At 45.8% G+C, this 20,450-nt stretch carries 12 protein-coding genes; 2 read left to right on the top strand and 10 right to left on the bottom strand.

Features of this window, described 5'->3' with window-relative positions; all coding sequences use genetic code 11:
• Positions 1 to 124: 124 nt before the first annotated feature.
• From ACFOEE_RS16445 to pgi, 4 genes are all read right to left on the bottom strand, one after another.
• Positions 125 to 2,728, bottom strand: coding sequence for a TonB-dependent receptor (locus ACFOEE_RS16445; RefSeq protein ID WP_377126740.1), 2,604 nt, complete (start codon positions 2,726 to 2,728; stop codon positions 125 to 127).
• A gap of 466 nt (positions 2,729 to 3,194) precedes the next feature.
• Positions 3,195 to 3,905 (bottom strand): 6-phosphogluconolactonase, encoded by a 711-nt coding sequence (gene pgl, locus ACFOEE_RS16440; RefSeq protein ID WP_377126737.1) that lies wholly within the window; start codon positions 3,903 to 3,905, stop codon positions 3,195 to 3,197.
• Entirely contained in the window at positions 3,905 to 5,377 is a 1,473-nt protein-coding gene (zwf, locus tag ACFOEE_RS16435; protein WP_377126735.1) for a glucose-6-phosphate dehydrogenase, read from the bottom strand. The genes pgl and zwf overlap by 1 nt, the downstream gene beginning before the upstream one ends.
• Positions 5,378 to 5,670: 293 nt before the next feature.
• A complete protein-coding gene (gene pgi, locus ACFOEE_RS16430; RefSeq protein ID WP_377126732.1) occupies positions 5,671 to 7,314 on the bottom strand; it encodes a glucose-6-phosphate isomerase in 1,644 nt (547 codons plus the stop codon).
• 475 nt (positions 7,315 to 7,789) lie between these two features.
• Between pgi and ACFOEE_RS16425 the strand changes: the two genes are divergently transcribed.
• Positions 7,790 to 8,827, top strand: a complete 1,038-nt coding sequence (locus ACFOEE_RS16425) for a LacI family DNA-binding transcriptional regulator (protein ID WP_377126729.1) — start codon at positions 7,790 to 7,792, stop codon at positions 8,825 to 8,827.
• A 26-nt stretch (positions 8,828 to 8,853) separates the two neighbouring features.
• Here ACFOEE_RS16425 and ACFOEE_RS16420 read toward each other — a convergent pair whose 3' ends face one another.
• From ACFOEE_RS16420 to glk, 3 genes are all read right to left on the bottom strand, one after another.
• Positions 8,854 to 11,121, bottom strand: a complete 2,268-nt coding sequence (locus ACFOEE_RS16420) for an aminotransferase class V-fold PLP-dependent enzyme (protein WP_377126726.1) — start codon at positions 11,119 to 11,121, stop codon at positions 8,854 to 8,856.
• Between the two features lie 210 nt (positions 11,122 to 11,331).
• Complete coding sequence (locus ACFOEE_RS16415; protein ID WP_377126723.1) at positions 11,332 to 12,357, bottom strand: LacI family DNA-binding transcriptional regulator; 1,026 nt, start codon at positions 12,355 to 12,357, stop codon at positions 11,332 to 11,334.
• 15 nt (positions 12,358 to 12,372) lie between these two features.
• Entirely contained in the window at positions 12,373 to 13,368 is a 996-nt protein-coding gene (gene glk / locus ACFOEE_RS16410) for a glucokinase (protein WP_377126720.1), read from the bottom strand.
• Between the two features lie 292 nt (positions 13,369 to 13,660).
• Here glk and ACFOEE_RS16405 point away from each other — a divergent pair, with 292 nt between their 5' ends.
• The gene (locus ACFOEE_RS16405; RefSeq protein WP_377126717.1) at positions 13,661 to 14,698 is read left to right on the top strand and encodes a LacI family DNA-binding transcriptional regulator; all 1,038 of its coding nucleotides are present in this window, start codon (positions 13,661 to 13,663) and stop codon (positions 14,696 to 14,698) included.
• A gap of 45 nt (positions 14,699 to 14,743) precedes the next feature.
• On the opposite strand, the gene ACFOEE_RS16400 is transcribed toward ACFOEE_RS16405, so the two are convergent.
• Genes ACFOEE_RS16400 through ACFOEE_RS16390 form a run of 3 tightly spaced genes read right to left on the bottom strand, consistent with a single transcriptional unit; the run spans position 14,744 to position 20,431 of the window.
• Positions 14,744 to 17,131, bottom strand: coding sequence for a glycoside hydrolase family 15 protein (locus tag ACFOEE_RS16400; protein WP_377126714.1), 2,388 nt, complete (start codon positions 17,129 to 17,131; stop codon positions 14,744 to 14,746).
• A 10-nt stretch (positions 17,132 to 17,141) separates the two neighbouring features.
• Positions 17,142 to 18,623, bottom strand: a complete 1,482-nt coding sequence (locus tag ACFOEE_RS16395) for an MFS transporter (RefSeq protein WP_377126711.1) — start codon at positions 18,621 to 18,623, stop codon at positions 17,142 to 17,144.
• 2 nt (positions 18,624 to 18,625) lie between these two features.
• Positions 18,626 to 20,431 carry an alpha-amylase family glycosyl hydrolase gene (locus tag ACFOEE_RS16390; RefSeq protein WP_377126746.1) on the bottom strand — a complete coding sequence of 602 codons (1,806 nt, stop codon included), beginning with the start codon at positions 20,429 to 20,431 and terminating at the stop codon, positions 18,626 to 18,628.
• Positions 20,432 to 20,450 lie beyond the last annotated feature (19 nt).

The following is a 20,450-nucleotide window of genomic DNA, read 5'->3' as shown; positions in this document are numbered from 1 at the left end:
GGAATTAACATGGGTATTCTTTCAGGCAAAGCCTAATTGATGATAACCACCTACTGCAAGTAATTTAGAGCCAAAAATAAAAAAGCCACATCAAATGTGGCTTTTAATATCAATGAATTTTCGATTAGAAGCGGAAGTTTACGCCAACTTTGTAGCGAGCTTCACCTTCAAATGACCAAGCTGGGTAACCAAGTTTCAATTCTGGTTTAACTTCAGCATTTTGTGGTGCGCGACCGATCTGAATACTGTCTTCTTCAGTTAGGTTCACAGCTTCAAACGTCAATGTGATGTATTCGTTCACATCGTAGTTCGCACTTAGGTCAAGTGTACCGTAGTCTTGGTGTTCACGGTTACCGTAGAAACCAGGCTCTTCACGTACCATGTACTCTGAACGCCAGTTGTACGCTAAACGTACACTGTAGTCATCCGCTTCATAGTAACCAACTAAGTTAACAGTGTGACGTGATGAGTCAGAGAATACTGGGATACGGTCTGGGTAGTTTTCCGCAGGCGCTGTACCGTCAGCAAAGGTATAGTTAACTTGGTAACCGAAGCCATTATCAAAACCATCTTGAAGTTGAAGTTCAACCCCTTTGATCTCACCGCCTGTACCATTAACCATAGTTGCAAGTGTCCAGCTATCCACACCTGAACGTGGATCTACGATACCAATGCTTTGGCCAAGTTGCTGTTCGGTAGTAGTAAAGGTTTTGATGTCTTTTTCGAAGTAAGTTGCAGAGAACATACCGTCGCCACCGAAGTAGTACTCGATACCAACATCAAACTGCTCTGACTTAAATGGCTTAAGACCCACATTACCTTTCTTCAGTACTTCGTTACCCGCTACGTCATCATTGTAACCAGCTAGTGAAGAAGCTGAGAACATGTCTGCGTAGTTAGGACGAGCAATCGCGTGAGACGCTGCGAAACGTAAAATGACGTTTTCAGCTAGGTCATAAGCGATGTTTACACTTGGCAATACTTCGTTGTAATCGCCAGAGTCTGTTGACAATGTATTTTCATACTCGCCGTTTGATTGGAAACCGTAGTAATCAGAAGATGCATCCGTTGCTACGTAACGAATACCGATATTGCCGCGAGCATTTTCAGTTTGGAAATCAGCCATTGCGTATACCGCAATGTTTTCCTCGTTGATTGTACCGTAACCCGCTTTGTAAGTAGTATTGTTGGTATCAAACCCAGCGATTGCAGCCCAAGCATCAGTGATCATCGCGCTGTGGATTGCTTCTGGTAATGTTAAACCAGCACCTGATGAAACTGTACCTGAATAGTATTTAGATGCATCATAAGCAGTTATTGATGCAGCTAGTACCGCTGGAATAGTTTCTTGCTTAACATCGTGGTCAGCCCAACGGAAACCCGTGTAAATCTTAGTAAAGATACCGGCTTCAACTGGGATTTCGAAATCGATTTGTGCGTATTGCTCTTCATCCGTGTTAGGTTGCTTCTTCAAAGACCAACCTGCTGGCTCTAACTTAGTTTGGAAATCACTACCTTCCCAAGCTGTTTTAGCGATGTCAATATTGATCACGTCGCCGCGCATGTCGTATAGACCTGCGAAATCAGCTGGTTGACCAATCCAAGTACCGTAGTTAGAAGTTAAATCTGTACCACCTTCAGATTTAGTGCTACCAAAACGACCTGAAACGGTAAATTGTTCTGCTTGATATTTGAAAGTGAAGTCAACAGTGTCAGAAGACATGCTAGCAACACGAGCCCAAGTTTGTGCCCATGCAGAAAGTTCATCTGATGCACCACGGCGGTAAAGCACACATGTACCTTGAAGGTTTAACGCTTCACAAGCTGCGGTTTTGTCATCTGGGAACATCATGAAAATTGACGTGTTTACGTTGTCAGCTTCCAGATCAAGTGACATTAGGTTTAAACCAAACTCTAAATTTTCACTTGGTGCATATTGAAATGCTACGTTAACCGCAGTTCTTTCACGCGCCTGTTGGAAAGTTGTTGGTGCGATGTCACCCCAGCCAACTAATGATTCGATACCATTACGTTGGTAGTTAGTTTCTGCATATGCAACAGAGCCTAACACACCGAACGTTTCGTCATCGTTTTTCCAGCTATATAAGCCAGTTACGCTAGGATCGGTTTCTTCAGACACTGAACCGTAATCTGCTTTAATACCAGCAAACGCTGTGTTTGCATCTAACTCTAAAGGTTTACGGGTTTTTACGATAACCGTACCACCGATACCGCCTTCAACGATATTTGCTTGTGAAGATTTATACACATCGATGCCACCGATTAACTCTGGTGGTAATAAAGTGTAGTTAAAGCTACGGTCAATACTTTGTTGATCATACCAGCCAGTTGATGCCACAGTGTGACCATTTAACAAAGTGCTGGTTAACTGTGCTGAAGTACCACGGATAGAAACTTGCTGACCCTGACCAAATTGACGGCCCACAGCCACACCTGGAATACGGCCTAATGCTTCACCCACGTCACTATCAGGGAATTTACCTACATCTTCTGCAGACACTGCATCGACAACAGAGTTGGCAAAACGTTTAGTGTTGAGTGATGCTTCTAGTGAACGACGAATGCCACGCACTTCAATGACTTCAACATCTTCTTTTACTTGTGAACCTTGCTCTTCTGCATATGCAAAACCAGTTACGCTTGCTCCAGTTAGGACCAGGCCAACATTTAACGCGAGTAAGCTCTTTTTGAAATTATTAGCTAACACAGGATTCCCCTTGAATCATTTTGTTGGTTTTAATATCACTTCTGCCCAGTGATGATGACAACGCTGTCATCTAATAACAAACCATACACCCAAAATTACAAATCCGCTACATGTTTTTTAATCAACCCTAGGAAAAAAATTCATAAAACGATTAAACATATGAATAATATAGCAAAAAATAAATTTGGTTGATGATTTGTTACAATTAAACGGCTGGACTATATCACAATAAAATACAGTAAGAGAAGTGTTGTGCGTTGATATCGGGACAGGGATTAACCGAATGAACAAATTTCATTCAAGATAGAATACATTCACTGGGCAGGTGTAATGATCCAAGGGTTTGAGAATAAATCTCAATGACAACGCTGTCATTTTATCAAACTCAAACTGATTGCACCAGTGTTTTTCATGAAGTTATTATGAAAAAAGCGCCAATTTGGCGCTTTTCCCTAGCTCAATGGTATTAGGGTGCCCAAAATACCGTCAAATTGATGTCTGGGTGCTGTAATACCGCTCGAAGTGGCATATCAGCAACATCCCCTGCTTGCTTAGCTTGTTCGTATACAGCGCGTTTATCTTCGCCGCTAATCAGTAAAACCACTTGCTTTGCAGCGGCAATACCAGCTAAAGACAATGTCATTCGCTCCGTGATTTTCCCCGTCACTTCACTTTCTATGGCATTGATAGCAGCTGTTAAATCTGCCGTTGTTAACGCATGCGCTAACCCATCGGCGTGAGGGAACAAAGATGCCGTGTGGCCGTCAGGCCCCATGCCTAAAATGCTAACTGCGAAAGGCTTTTGTAGTGTTTGATAAGCCGCTTCACATTCAACCTGCCCAGCTTGCGCTGTTTGAGCTGAGTTTTTCATGGTTACAAAACGCGCATGTTGCGCTTTGTTTTGTAACAACGTGGCTTTGATAAATGCTTCATTTGATTTATCGTGATTCGCATCAACCCAACGCTCATCAACCATAGCAACAGTAATTTTATCCCAAGCTAGGTCAACGCCCGAAAGATATTCATAAGCAGCCTTCGGCGATGAACCACCCGACACCATCAACACAGCCTCATTGCCTTCGGCTGTTGCCGCTTGCAATTCAGTTTGCAATAACTCAGCGAGCGCTTCTGTCATTGCTTGCTTACTTACGAAGAAATGTTCGTTTAGTACCGCCATTAGCATTTCTCTCCGGCATTAAACCAAGTGTGGTTATTTTCTGCCAGCAATTCATCCGCATCTTCTGGTCCCCAAGTACCCGCACGGTAAAGTGCTGGAGAACCTTTTGCCTGCCAACGCTCAATAATTGGGTCAATCCATTGCCAAGCTTGACGCACTTCATCACGATGAATAAAGAGTGATGGGTTGTTTGCCGCTGCGTCTAGCATCAAACGCTTGTAAGCATCTGAGTAATAAGTGTTGGTGTATTTTTGGCTCAGTTCAATATTGAGTGTCACTGGCTCAAGTTGCATCTCAAGATTGTCCATGCGCTTAGACATTAAGGTCAACTGGATGCTTTCTTCCGGCTGTAAGCGGATCACCAAACGGTTTGGTTGAATGGGTCCAACCGACTCACCGTAGACGTTGTGCGATACTTTTTTGTATTCAACTACAATTTCCGCACAGCGTTTTTTCATGCGTTTGCCGGTACGTAAGTAGAACGGCACACCTGCCCAACGCCAGTTGTCAATGTGCGCACGAATAGCAACAAAAGTTTCTGTTTTACTTGAACCTTCACCGAGCTCCTCTAAGTAACCCGGTACTAACTTACCTGCCAAATCACCAGGTACATATTGACCGCGCACAATATTGGCATCCACATCTTTACCCACTAACGGACGTAACGCTTCCAATACTTTAAGCTTCTCAGTACGGATACTGTTCGCGTTCAGTTTATGAGGGGATTCCATTGCAACCAAGCACAGCAATTGCAATAAGTGATTTTGCACCATATCGCGTAGCGCACCTGCTTTGTCATAGAAGCCTGCGCGACTCTCTAAACCAACTGTTTCAGAAATACTGATCTGAATATTGTCGATAACTTTAGCGTCCCACATATTTTCAAATAAAGAGTTTGAAAAACGTAGTGCCATTAAGTTTTGTACGGTTTCTTTACCAAGATAATGGTCGATACGGAAGATTTGGTTCTCTTCGAAATACTGCGCAATTTTAGCGTTGATTTCCTCAGCTGATTGACCACAATAACCGATTGGCTTTTCTACCACCACACGTGAAGTCGGTGTGATTAAATCTTTCTTTGACAAAATCTCACAGCAAGTGCCATAAACTGCTGGCGGTAATGACAAATAAAACACGCGTGATTTGTCGTTAGCATCACTATTTAAAATAGCGTGTAAATCGTCCCAATGTGCATCTGCTTCAGTAACGTTGATCACCACAGGTACGATATATTTGGCGAAGGCTTGCCAATCAGCGCTATTGTATTCACCTTTACCTAAGTGCGCTTGCATCGCTTCATGTGCCGTATCGATATATTCTTGTTGTTTGCTGGCTTCACGAACAGATGGCAGGATACGCGTACCTTCAGGTAGATTCCCTTCTTGATATGCACGGTACAATGCTGGCAGCAACTTGCGTAGTGCTAGGTCGCCACCACCGCCAAAAATGACAATATCAAAAGGATTTAGCATAATCTTCTCTCTAACTTGGTTAATTTTCGCAACACCATTTATGCTTACTCAAGACAATATTCCGAGGAATATGCTTTGTATAGCTGACAGTGTCGCTTTAGTAACGTAAAAGCACGTTGAATTCGTTTGCAATATTGTACTTTAAGACAGGCAGAGTATTGAATTTAAATGAGCCTTAGGGGCACTGTAATTCCTCTCACAAAAATACAGGCCCTAAGAACTCCAGCGCTACCCGTTCAAAGGTATTCTTGTCACATTGCGTGAACTGGTTTGTCACTTACGTGACGAAATCTTTATTGGCGGCGAGCTTTATAGTAGGCAATCAGTCCAGCTGTTGAGCTGTCATGCGGGTTAGTTACCGCATCATCAAACAACTCTTTCTCAATTGCTGACGCTAGACCTTTGCCAAGCTCAACACCCCACTGATCAAATGAGCAAATCTGCAAAATAATGCCTTGGCAGAAAATTTTATGCTCATACAGTGCCACCAAACGGCCAACCCCTTTCGCATCCACTTTGTCCAAAATAAAAGACGATGTTGGGCGGTTACCTTGGTGAATTTTATGCGCAAGCAACTCAGCGATTTCATCTGCTGATTTACCTTTCGCAGTTAAATCTTTTGTTACGGCTTCAGCATCTACGCCTGCCATCATAGCTTCGGTTTGAGCGAAGAAGTTCGACAGCAAAATATCGTGATGCTGACCGACTTTAATTTGTGGCTCAAGTGAAGCAATAAAGTCCGCCGGAACTATGTTATTGCCTTGGTGTAAATACTGATAAAAGGCATGTTGACCGTTAATACCTGTCATACCCCAAATCAAGGGTACTGTGGTATACGGTACCGTTTGACCATCAAATGCCACTGATTTACCGTTACTTTCCATTTCGCCTTGCTGCAAATACGCTGGCAACATATGCAGTGCTTGGTCGTACGGCAATATAGCTTGTGCTGTATGGCCTAAAAAGCTTGTGTTCCAAACACTTAACAGCGCCATCAATAATGGAATATTTTGCGCGTCTTCTGCTTGGCAAAAATGTTCATCAACTTCAAAGGCGCCTTCCAGCACAGCGATAAAAGCATCAAACCCTAAATATAGTGCGATAGGTAAACCGATTGCACTCCACAATGAGAAGCGTCCACCGACCCAATCCCACATAGTAAATACGTTTTCATCTTCGATGCCAAACGCACGGGTCTTTTCTAGATTAGTACTTACTGCCACAAAGTGCTTGGCTATTGCAGTTTGCTGTTGCGCTGCTGCAAGTAACCATTCTACCGCAGAGCGCGCATTCGTCATGGTCTCTGAGGTGGTAAAAGTCTTTGAAGATACTACAAATAATGTAGTTTCAGGGTTCAGCCCTTGTAATGCATGGCTAAGCTGCACACCATCGACGTTCGACACATAGTGTACGCGTAAGGTGTTATCAGCGTAGCTTTTTAACGCCTCGGTTACCATTTGCGGGCCAAGGTTTGAACCACCCACACCAATAGCAACGACGTCTGTCATAGCTTTGCCACTGTACCCCAACCAGTTGCCACTGCGCACTTGCTCGGTGAATCGTTTTATCTTCTCAAGCTCAGTGTTAACTTGAGCGGTTACATTCACGCCGTCAACCATAGTTGCACGACCACTGCGATCGCGCAGCGCCACATGTAGTACCGCGCGGTTTTCGGTAAAGTTGATTTTCTCGCCACTGAACATCCGGTTACGCCAACCTGCGATATCGCATTCTTTGGCTAACTGCAGTAATTGGGCGACAACTTGGTCGTTAACTAGTTGTTTAGAGTAGTCAAACAAGACGCCTGGGATCTGACACGAGAACTTAGCAAAACGCTCTGCGTCTGCTGCAAACAAGGCCTTCAAATGCGTAGATTGAAGTGCAGCAGCACTTTTCTCCAAGGCTTGCCAGCTCGATAGCTCTGTACGACAACTCATAGAAAACTTCCCCTAAAACACAATAAGCTGATTAATAATAAGTTTTTCACTCTCATTGCGAAATGTGCAAAGAGATTAAGACTGTTGCAGTTAACGATAAGTTAAAATGACAACGCTGTCAAACATCTTATTTTTCAGTATATGCTGCGCATAATAGCTGAATTTTTTCCTTTTGACACCGGTATCATAAATTTATTTATGATCTTTTTGCTGCTAATTTTTTTTCACTTCCAGTAGACTAGCAAATGCACGTGATCCTTTCATGAAGACATATTTGCGCCACGACCTCAGTATTCGTTGCGGCAAAATAATCGTGCGTATCGCTTCACTACGCATTATTGTACCAGTCTTGGTACGCTGATAGTGAGCAATGACACCATAGTATTTACCTTGTATTGGGTAAGTCGCATCGCGAAATTGCAGGCGACAATAAAGGGATAAGCTAACGGCTTCAGTCAGGTTGAAGAATAACAATATGAAAGTCACGATAAACGACGTCGCGAAACTCGCTGGAGTTTCGATGAAAACCGTTTCTAGGGTTATTAATAATGAACCTTCAGTACGGAAAAAAACTTTTGATCAAGTCATGAGTGCGGTTAAAGAACTTAACTACCAACCCAATCTCGCCGCCCGTAATTTGGCCGGGACTTCTTCTTTCACCATTGGCTTGGTTTATGATAATCCCAACGCCTACTATGTTATTGATATGCAAAATGGGGTGTTGTCGCGCTGTCGCAAAGAAGGCTACGAGCTGGTGATCCACCCGTGCAGTTATAACGACGAAAACATGGTCGACGAGTTTCAAACTATGATCAAACGCTCTCGCTTGGCGGGTTTAGTATTGACTCCCCCACTCTCAGAGCAAGCCGATATTATCGCGTTACTAGAAGAAATGGACGTCGAATTTGTGCGCATTTTATCTGGCCGCCCAGATCAGCTTGGCGAAGATGAGCGTAACTGTATCTACGTCAATGACTATGCTGCCTCGTATGAAATTACCGAGCACTTGATCCGCCACGGCCATCGTCGCATTGCATTTTTATGTGGTGATGAGGAACATAAATCAACTTCAGAACGTTTAGCCGGATATCAAGCCGCGTTGCAAGACAGCAAAATACCCTTTGACGAAGCATTAATATATCGTGGTAACTATTCGTTTGAATCGGGTGTGCAAGGTGCCAAATCATTACTTGCTGCCGACAACCCGCTTAACATCACTGCGATAATGGGTGGTAACGATGAAATCGCAGCAGGCGCATTATTTGCTGCACGCCTAATGAATATCGCCATCCCAGAACAACTGTCAATCACTGGCTTTGAAGACTCGCCATTCTCGCGTCAAACTTGGCCAAAACTGACCACAGCGCATCAAGAAAACGATGTCATTTCGCAGCATGCGGCGCGTTTACTGTTTAGTAAAACCCGTGGACCACGTAATCTTGATAAAGAGATCATGACGGTGTTTACCCCGTCTATGGTGGTACGTGAAAGCAGTGGCGGTATAGCAAACTAGCCATACCCTGCCATATCGAGTGGCGCTTAGTTTAGCGCCACGCCACCTTTTAGATTGCACACTTGGGTAAATCCAAGATTTTTCAGTGTCAGCGCGGCTTGCCTTGAGCGATTACCAGTGCGACACAACAACAAATAAGCCCCTTGCGGCTGAATAATGCCACGATTGATGGCATCCGCCATGCGACTAAGTGGAATATTAAGTTGTGACTTGGCTTGGCTCAGTATTTCGCACGGCGTACATTGCGCGCAGTGCTCATAAGCCTCACGGGTATCGATTAACGTTGCGTTATGTTGATTTAACCACGCAAGCGCTTGGTCGTTACTCAGTTCGTCGTAATTTGCCGCTAGTGCACAGTCCAAGAAGCCACATAAGTCGAGTTCATTTTGATGTGCTTCAATCACGCTTGCATCCGCATTTTGACTGGCAAACTCTTCGACGCTCAATGAGCCTTCGCATAAAGCCCCAAGCAGTGGCAGTTGGTCTTTTTGAATTTTCCAAGTGATAGCAAAACACTGTTGATAGTCGTGTGCTGAGCACATCACAGTACCATCTCGTAACAAATGATTAAGTTGCAGTAAACTGCTGGCCATCGCATACGCATCGCCGCTGTCTTTGATGGTACTGCCAAGACCATGTGGCAGTACTAAATCGCCACAAAAGCAAATTTGCACTTGCCCTTGCTGTTTTAGCAAATAACTCACGCTTTCTGCCGAATGTCCAGGTGTTTTGCACACTTGTAAGTGCGCATCACCGAGTTGCAGTTCATCTTCTGAAACTGGCCAACCGAGCATTGCCGCAAAATGTGGTACATCATGCTCAAGTTGCAATGCAGCACACAAAATGGCGCGGCCTGATACGCGGTCTTGATGCTGATGGGTGTCTAAGACAGCTTTTACCTGTAATTGCTGTTTATGGATCAAACGCTCAATGCGAGGCACCAATTCAACTATTGGATCTATCACCACAGCATCACGGTTTTCGCTCACATACAGCCAGCTGCATGCGCCTTGATGGCGAAACTGAGTTAAACCTATGGCACAGGCTTCTTTTTCTGGATATTGGCTATCCGACACGATTAGGCAGTTTTGCGCCAATATTGGCTTAAGTGCTTTAATTCGCGCGCAAGCTGTGGCAATTTGCGCTGGGCTATCGGCAGGACCAAACGACATCCGAATCGCATTTTCACTTTGCCAATTGCTGCGCCCCATCGCATCCAACACAAAACTGCGGTTCGAGCCTGAGCTACAAGCCGAGCCACCACTGACACGAATGCCAGCAGCGTCAAATAAATCAATCACTTCTTTGGATGTCAGATTATCAACCGAAAAATTGAGGGTTGTTGGCACTGAGCGCGCGAAATCGTGGTGAAAAGTCACTTGTCCAAAAGTGTCAACAATGGCATCGCGTAATTGCTCGCGGTACTCGTACAGTGTTTCAACCGCTTGGAAAGGTGAATCCGTTTTATCTAACAGTAATCGACACAGCTCACTAAACCCTGCAATGCCAGGCAAGTTTTCAGTGCCAGAGCGCATTCCGCCTTCTTGACCGCCGCCCGCAATAAAGGGCGTATAAGGTGCGCCGTGGCGAATATAGAGCATACCTATACCTTTCGGGGCATATAATTTATGCCCCGAAAACGGCGCGTAATCAATCGTGCTTTCGCTTAGCTTTAAGCTTTGCTTGCCCAGTGCTTGCACACAATCTACCATCCAAGCACAGTCAGGGTTTTCCGCTCGCAGCAGTTTTTCAACTTTGGCTAAGTCTTGAATAACGCCGGTTTCGTTGTTCACCGCCATAGTGCAAACCATCAACGCATCCTTACAATGCGCCGCGAGAAACGCAAAATCTAGTAAGCCTTGCTCATCAACCGGTATCGCTTTCACCTCAGCATTGATGCCCAACACTTGGTTCCAATGTTTTAGCGTGTTAGGCACCGCTTTATGCTCAGTTGCACCGTAGAGCAACAAGGACTTCGCGTGCGATTTTGGCTTGGCGGCGATTAATGCTGAAACGATGGCAGTTTGGATCCCTTCTGTGGCACCCGAAGTAAATAAGATCTCTCCTTCTCCCGCGCCCACCAACTGCCTTGCTCTTTGTCTGGCCTGTTCCAGCGTGTGCTTAGCCTGCACCCCGGTAATATGAGCACTCGACGGATTACCAAAGCATACTTGCATAGCATGGCTTACCACTGCCGCTATTTGTGGCAAAACTGGGGTAGTGGCATTGGCGTCAAGGTACACTGGCGCATTCGCACTGGGTTGGAAAGACTGTTGACGGCATTGGTAGGGCATGGCTCAAAAACCTTATAATTATTTGCAATAACTTATAGCCATTTTACATTTATCGCTTGGAAAGCCTAATAACCATTTGCTTTGGTTGGTCTTGCTTTTATGCTTTTTTATCGTATTTGCATTAAGTGAGGCAAACAGAGTGGACAGAGATGGTGGCGCAAAAATAAAAAAAGCACCCATCACAGGTGCTTTGGCAAGTAACTGAAATCTTTAGTTTGCCGCGTTGGCTCTTGCCGCTGTGGATTCTCGGCAGATCAATTTGGCTTCGAGCACAGTTTGAAACACATGCTCTTGCGGTTCACTGATGGCCATGATCAATTGCTCTACTGCCATACGGGTCATTTCTTCTACGGGCTGAGCAATCGTGGTCAATCCGGGCCAAATATGGCGTGCTATTGGCGCATTATCAAAGCCAGCTATCGACAATTCATCCGGCACGCGCAACTGCCGCTGAGTTGCTAGCTTAAGTACTGCGGCGGCCATGTAATCATTCGAGGCAAACACGGCTGTAGGCCTTGGCTGCAAATCTAAAATCGTTTTTGCGCTATCCGCCCCTGAGTGGTAACTGAAGTTACCTTCCGCCACCAAACGCGGCTGGAACGCAATTTGATGTTCTGCCAAGGCGCGTTTGTAACCTTTAAAACGCAGCTCGGTGGCACTGTGATCCGGGTGGCCTTTGATAAACGCAATATCTTGATGACCAAGCGCAATTAAATGCTCTGTTATTTCAAATGCACCTTGTTCATCATTGCTGCGCACGCTAATTGAATCATCATCTTTTAACGCTGATGCGACTCTGGCATAGGGGATGGCTTTTTTCTTCAGAAAGTTAACCAGCTCTTGCGAGTCTGAAAATGGCGGCGTGAGCACTAAGCCATCCAGTCGCGAGGTTTGTAATAGCTGTTCAATATTGGCGATAAGTTCACCACCACGCAATTCGCACGGATGGATAAGTAAGTTGTAACCATATTTATGGCAGGCTTCTAACGCCCCACTTTGCACCCGGGTAATGTAGCTTTTACTTGGGTTGTCATACAAACAGCCTATGATAAAACTACGATTGCGTGCTAATCCTCGTGCAATTGGGTTTGGCGTATAATCCAATTCCTTAAATACTTTGAGGACTTTTTCCCGCGTTTCTGGGCTTACATTCGGTTCGTTGTTCAATACCCGTGAAACGGTTTTTTTCGAAACCCCTGCATGTAACGCCACACTATTTATGGTTACTTTCTTCATACCTTACGCCAATAGTTAACTTTTACGTCCGTGCAAACAGGCTGCCGCGCCAATAAATGGGATGTTTTCTTGCGTCACCAGAGTTACTGGGATCTGTTTAGTATACTGCGACATTAACCCTTTTTCGCTAAACCGGTCAATAAAACGGCTGTGTAGCAAACGTTCAGTCATGCGCGGTAAAATTCCACCACCTATGTAAACTCCACCAAGGGCACCGAAAGTCAAAGCTAAATCGCCTGCGACACTGCCCATCCAATCACAGAAGTGATTCAATGTTGCATCACAAATTTCGCAAGACGTTGCCGACTCAGCAATTTGCGCAGCAGTTAAATCTTGTGCAGGTTTACCTTTTACCTCAGCCATTGCCCGATACAAACGCACTAAGCCGGGACCTGAGAACACAGTTTCAACTGACACATGTTGGTTATTGGCTTTCAGCACAGCTAGCAGTTGGCGGTCAAGTTCAGTGACCGGTGCTAACGAAATATGCCCCGCTTCGCAACTCATCACCGCAGTGCCGTTAATGTCTCGCACTAAACACGCCGCGCCAAATCCAGTACCAGGACCCATTACGGCAATGTTGGCCGCAGCTTGAGCTTGCCCTGGTTTGATATTAAGGTTTTTACTACCATCAAGGTAAGGTGCCGCGTAAGCAAATGCAGCAAAATCGTTGATCACCAATAAGGTGTCAAAACCAAACTGCTGTTGCACGGTTTCGGCATTAAAATGCCAACCTAAGTTGGTCAAGTACACTTGCTGCGATTTAATTGGTCCAGCAACGGCTAAACAAGCGCGCGTTGGCTGAGGGATAGGTAATTCATCCAGATACTTGCTGATAGCAGCTTCAAAAGCATTAAAATCAGCACTTGGATAAATCCGCAGATGTTCAATAGTAAAGGTATTTGAATGAGCATCAAATTGTGTTGCAATGGCAAAACGCGCATTGGTACCACCAATATCTGCAACTAAAATTGGTGAGAAATCACACTGTTGTGGTGTTGTCTGGGTCATGTTGTTTTCTCGTTTGTCGTGGCGTGTAACGCCGTTGCAAGAAAGTGTGTCAAGCACAGATACTTTCTCTATCCTTGGTTACTCGAAGCTGTTTTGCACGCGGCTCGAAGTAAAAAAATGCTGCCCTTTGGCATAAGGGCAGCCAATACGTTTTGACAACAAAATGATAAAACGCTGACATTATGACACCGGTGTCAGCGTTCAGCAATAAAAATTTATCGCTTCGCGAAAATTGGTTGAAAAAAATGTCAATTCACCGACAATGACAATTCCGAGATCTTTGAGGCTAGTTATGAAAGGAAAAGGCAAAGCGACCTCTTTCGATATTGCGCACTATGCTGGCGTATCACAATCCACTGTGTCGCGGGCATTGCGTAATAGTCCGCTGGTAAATGAAGAAACCAAACGACGGGTAAGAGAAGTTGCGCAGCAACTAAATTATAAAGTCGATAAAAATGCCAGTAATTTACGCACGCAGCAAAGTAGCACCTTAGCCTTGTTGTTGTTCGAAGATCCCACTGGGGACGATTCGCAGATCAACCCTTTTTTCCTTAACATGCTCGGCAGCATTACCCGTGCGTGCGCAAAAGAAGGCTATGACTTACTGGTATCTTTCCAATCCACTAGCGATGATTGGCGCGCCGAATATGAAGACAGTCACCGAGCCGATGGCATCATCTTACTTGGTTATGGCGATTACATGGACTATAAGTCGCGCTTGCAACGCCTGTTAGAAAACGACACCAAATTTGTCTGCTGGGGCGCCAATGTGGATGGCCGTCCCGATTTAACCGTACGCTGTGACAACTACGGTGGTGGTAAGCTAGCAGCGGAGCATTTAGTTAAAATCAACCGCACCAATGCGGTGTTTATTGGTGATGCCTCGGATCATTGCCCAGAGTTTTTCGACCGTTTTAAGGGCTTTAAGGATGGTTTATCGGAGCACGGCATTGTCTTCAATGAACGCAATATTGCCAATGCTATCTCCACTGAGATGTCTGGCTACCACGCGACTCGTTCATTAATCGCCAACAATGTAAAATTTAATGCGCTGTTTGCGGCTTCCGATCTTATTGCGATTGGCGCTATTCGTGCCTTACAAGAAGCCGAAATTAATGTGCCGCATCAAGTCAGTGTGGTGGGTTTTGATAATATCGCGGCTGCCAGCTACGTCAGCCCATCGCTCACCACTGTACAACAAAATACCACTTTAGCGGGGCAGATGTTGGTTGCCAACTTACTCAATCTGATCCACGGTGAAGCGGTCGAATCGACCTTATTACCACCCAAATTGATTGTGCGGCAATCCTCATTACAAAAAATCGGCTGATAAAAAACGCGCAATTTGCGCGTTTTTTATCAAAGTGACTGACGACTACTGAGAGGTCAATTTTTCAGCGACCACAGGGTAATGATCCCATACCTGTTGCTCAGTCAAAGAACGCACCAGCTTTACATACTCAGCATGGGTCCAAGCCAATGGCGTGGCGGAATTAGTGCCCTCGCCCAAGGCATAAGCTTTGCTATTTTTACCGACGTTATCCCACACTTGCTCAGGTAACATCATACCCTCGTTGGCAAACAGCTCCATGCCTTTGACGTAAGTGTTCTTTAAGCTTTGTCGTTTTTCGTTGCTCAGCGTGCCGGTTTGCAATGCTGCAGCTAGCTCATAATGACCACGTTCACCTGTGAAAAACGGCCAAACTCGACCACGCTGATCAGGGGAGTTTTTACCACCTTGCGCATAATTATTACCTGTCACCTGATCTTCACCATAACCGTCATTACCATAACGACGATAGCCCGGATAAGTTCCCGCTTCACCTGCAAACGTAAAGCTGTATTTAACGCGTAAATTGTCCTCAAGGGTTTCATCGTCGTATTCAGGTAAGCTTGCCACTATGCTTGGCGCATCCGCCGGACGCACGCCGTAGCGTACTAACTCCAAAAAGCCGCCGTCGATAATAAGGCGTTTATCTAGGCCTTGGCGGCCATTATTAGCATTGAGTGGTTTGTCGGTGTTAGGGTTTGCATCTTGGCCTATACGGATAAAATATTGACCATCGCTTTGTGCACTCGGCAGATTGCCAGCTGTGGTAAACATAGTTTGTTCCACTTCAGCATTGTACTGCTTGGCTGTTGCTAAGTATTGCGCCGCCGCTTCATCACCCACTGCCGCGGCGATTTCACTGGCGGTAACTAAGCCTGCAATCACCGCGGCTGTGGTCGATGGCGAATAGCCATTTTGCTCTTCCCAGCGCTCCTGTTGCGTGGCTGGAGGTGTAATTTGAGTATCATTCCATAATATCTTCGCTTTACCGCCGTGCACTAAAAAGTCCGCTGCAGGCTTTAACATTGCGTAATACCAATGACGCAGCTTTTCATCACTCAGCACGCCCGCTTGCCACAATTTCCACGCTAACATAATTGGCATTGCGGTTTGATCTAACTGCACCCCTACCCACTCAAGTTCACCGTCAACATGGGTTTTCTGTAAAAACCAGCCCGTATCACCTTGGTTGCCTGGGGTGTGCTCTGTCACTTGAACTTTTTGTAGATACTCAAATGCAGTTAACGCCGTTTCCGCGTCGCCAAGCGCCATAAAGGCCATTGCTACTTGATAAAAATCACGTACCCATACAGCTTTATAGCCGGTATTACCCGTTTCTGCCGAAACTGTATCACCCCAAGGGTTAGACAATGACGCAATCACCGCGCCAGCATAGCTTTTGTCTTCCTGAGCTTTGAGCACCAACGCACTGGTATTTAATAACTTACCACCATCGGCGGTATTGCTGCGCATATTGGCTAAAGGCGTAAGAGACGCCAAATAATCTTGCCAACCAATTGCCTCACCTTTGCCATTGTAGTGATCAAGCACACTTTGGTAGCCACGTTTTAATGCTTTGCTGCCCTCAGCAAAACTCATCGCTTCGCTGGCACCAAAGCTGAGCGCAAAATCCACGCCTTGACCGTTTTTAACTGCACCGACACTGGCAAGCCAATTGACGTTGCCAGTTTGCTCGCCCGTGGTGGTGTAAGTTGCAGCTAACTTTTGCTGAGTTTTCAGTGCGCTCAAATTGTCACTTTTGCCACTAAAACCAACGCTGGCGATGGCAAATGGCACGCTCGCTTGCAGTGTCAGCACTTTGTCCTGTTCAGACGCAACCAGCCCTTGTGAGGTAACACGAGCTGAATCATGCAACCCATTGTTATTGATGTAAGGATTGACGTTAACGTACAAGTTCAAGTCGCTACGCTCGGTATGCACTATGGCACGCACAAACAGCGTTTGGCTGTCTGGATCAGTGAAGATATGCTTTTCAAGGGTGAAACGACCCGCAGGATCTTTACTCAGTACCTTATAAGCCAAAGACTGGGGACGCCCATCCGCATCTTTATCAAGATAATCTATGCTGACTTCCAGCTCATCTTGCTCTGTAACAGTAAAGCCATCACCTGTGATAATAAATTGCATGTCGCGAATTTGTGCTTCATGAATTAGCCCAAACATGGTTTCTGTGATCTGCCCTTTGGCAATTGAAAACCACACCTTGGAAACCACACCAGTACTTGCTGTATCTGCGTACTGACCATTTTGATAGGCCTCATATGAGGTGCCAATGCCGGTTTTATCCGAATAGGTCCAATACGGTTTGTCACCAGGAGCGCCCGGCGCAGCTTGCTCTGCTACCTTTGGGGCATCACAGCCGGTAAGACCTGCGGCTAATAATGCCGAGGCAATCAGTGTTAATCTAGACATAGTTGCTCCCCTAAAGTTTTACACGTTGCACAGCGAGCGCTGCGAGCACATAAGACGCTCCACCAATGGTCAATGCTGCTATCGGTTGGTTATCAAAACCATGGCGTAGCATTAAACCCAGTACACTGGCGGCTAACAGTTGAGGGATCACGATAAAGAAATTAAAGATCCCCATATACACACCCATTTTTTTTGCTGGTACTGCGTTACTTAACATGGCGTAAGGTAAAGACAAGATGGAGGCCCAAGCAAAACCCACCCCAACCATAGGTAACCACAATAGTGTTGGGTCGGTTATCCATTGAAAACTTAACAGTGCGCCTGCACCAAGCAATAAATTCAGCGCATGCGCGCCTTTGAGACCAATACGTTTAACCACCAATGGGATCACCACCGCTGCCAATGCCGCAAAGCCGTTATATGCGGCAAATAACACCCCGACCCAATCTGCACCATCGTTGTAGGCTTGGCTAGTTACATCAGTGGTGTGGTAGTGGAAACTGGTCACTGCGGCTGTGGTGTAAATCCACATGGCAAACAACGAAAACCAGCTAAAGAATTGCACAACGGCAAGCTGTCGCATGGTTGTTGGCATATTGAGTAAGTCCGCCATCACCTGATAAAAGCCATTACTAATCTTACCTTTCATCGCAAAAACCTGTGCAGCCAGCATGACCAACGCAAATGACAACAACAAACCAGCCAACAGATAAAGTTCTTTCTCAAGGTCAAAAGCCAGTACGCTTGCCAGCACTAAGCTGCCTAAACCACCGAGCACTGTTGCTAAGGTCGCAAAGCGCGGTGTGGCGTACTCAGTATTGGCGCCCTGGTCGTTTTCATCTTCGCTAAACGACGCCAATTCTTGTGGTGAATATTCTTTGGTGGTAAACACAGTCCAAAGCACCGCAACCAATAAAATAGCGCCACCAAAGTAAAAGGCGTATTTTACCGAGGCAGGAATTTCACCGGCAGGTGCGGTGTTGCTAATGTCAAACCAGTTGGTCATTATCCATGGCATTAAAGAGGCCACCACAGCGCCAATCCCAATAAAAAAGCTTTGCATGGCATAGCCAGATGCGCGTTGACGCTTTGGTAGATTATCGCCCACTAAAGCGCGAAACGGCTCCATGGTGACGTTAATCGAGGCGTCCATGATCCACAGCATCCCCGCTGCAATCCACAGACTCGGCGAATTAGGCATCACAAATAACGCCAAAGTGGTCAGTACCGCACCGTAAAAAAAGAATGGTCTGCGGCGGCCAAGACGACCCCAAGTTTTATCACTCCAATAACCTATAATAGGCTGCACTATCAGCCCAGTTAAGGGTGCAGCAACCCAAAGAATGGGAATATCATCGACCTCTGCGCCTAACGTTTGGAAGATCCGACTCACATTACCGTTTTGTAGGGCAAAGCCAAATTGGATGCCTAAAAAACCAAAACACATGTTCCAGATCTGCCAAAAACTCAATGGTGGTTTTTGTTTTTGCATTATTATTTCTCAACTTGCATGACTGCACTGGCCAAAGGCGCCAATGTGACAGTCAAAGTGTTATCACGGATCGACAAAGTGCCGTGTTGTTCTAATAAATCTTGTGCAGTACCTGTAACGTTTTCAGGTAAAGTCAAGGTCACAGTTTGCGCATGTTCGCTATCAAAATTACTCGCAACCAACAGGGTTTGTTGCTCAGTTTGACGCATAAACGCTATTACCTTACCCGGCGCGGCAGCATCAAACGCTAGCCGCGTGGTCGTGCCTGATACCACAGCAGGTAATTGTGCCAGCGGCATTAAACTTTGATAGTAGCGACGTAATGCGTGTTGCTCAGGCGTTAGTAGTGCGCCATCAAACTTACCGTGATTCATCCACGCTTGATGAGCAGGAACACCGATGTAATCAAAGATACTGGTACGGCTTGGCTGGCCGAATCCTGCATGTTCGCCACCCGCTTCACCCACAGTTTGACCAAAATACAACATAGTCGGGGAAGTCCCGATAAGGTGTGACACCACCATAGCCGGCAAACCTTTACGCGCGTCGCCAGCAAATTCAGGGGAAGCAATGCGTTGCTCGTCGTGGTTTTCCAAGAAATGCAGCATATGTCGGTCAATATCGCGCACCGTGTTAAACGCTTGCCATACTCCTTCACTGTCAGCTTTGCCTTGCATCAACCATTTTAAATTGTCGTAAAAACCGACTTTGTCATAAAGATAGTCCATCTTGCCGAGCTGGAGGTAAGGCCGATATAAACTTGGGTTGTAAACTTCAGCCAGTAGCAACGCATCTGGGCTATGGGTTTTAATTGCCGAGTTTAAATAGCTCCAAAATTCCACTGGCACCATTTCTGCCATATCATAACGAAACCCGTCGACGCCTTTATCTAACCAATACAAAGCGATATCGTGAAACTTGCGCCATGCACTCGGTAGCGCTTTACCTTGCCAAAAGTCATGATGAGCAGCAAAATCCGCGTTTTCATAACCTTTTGGTAGCGTCTCAAAGTCAAAACTACCGTCGGGCCGAACGCCATAGTTCACTTTAACCGTCTCGTACCAATCATTAATATCAGGTTTTGCTGTACGGGCACCGTTACCGGTCCACTTCGCTGGCGTTTCCGCAAAATAACCATCGGCCAGTGGATGCGCCTCACCACCTAGCACAGGCTGGGCAGGATCGACTGGCACCACCAGAGATTCACCAGTCACATAGTAAAAGTCATTGTGCTTATCATAGGCAAGTTGGGTATTGTCATCGGCACCAAAGTCTCTTACACCTGCGGGTTTGCTTAGCGATTGATAGTTACGTGCGACATGATTTGGCACGATATCAATCAGCACTTTAAGACCTGCTTGATGCGCCCTTGTGATCAGCGCTTCAAATTCAGCCAAACGATTGGCAGGGTCAAGTGCTAAGTCAGGGTTAACATCGTAGTAATCTTTCACGGCGTAAGGTGAGCCTGCCCGACCTTTCACAACATCTGGGTCGTCTGCAGCAATGCCGAAAGCAGTATAGTCAGTCACCAAAGCATGATGGAGTACCCCAGTAAACCAAATATGTGTCACACCGAGTGCTTTGATTTCGTTTAAGGCTTTGGGCGTGAAATCGGCAAACTTGCCAACACCATTTTGTTCAAGCGTACCCCAAGCAATATTGTTACTCTTTGTATTGCCAAAAAGCCGAGTAAAAACCTGATAGATAACAGGTTTGCCAATCTGCTCAGCTTGGTTTTTGGCAACTTGAGACGCTTTTTCAGCGGCATTTCCTGCTGCATAAGGAGTGGCACTACAAGCTGATAACATGCTGGTTGCACACCAAGCT

The sequence above is a fragment of the Pseudoalteromonas fenneropenaei genome, from assembly GCF_042643375.1.
Classification (GTDB): domain Bacteria; phylum Pseudomonadota; class Gammaproteobacteria; order Enterobacterales; family Alteromonadaceae; genus Pseudoalteromonas; species Pseudoalteromonas fenneropenaei.
The sequence above is the reverse complement of the archived record's forward strand: the minus strand, read 5'-3'. Positions and strand labels throughout refer to the sequence as shown.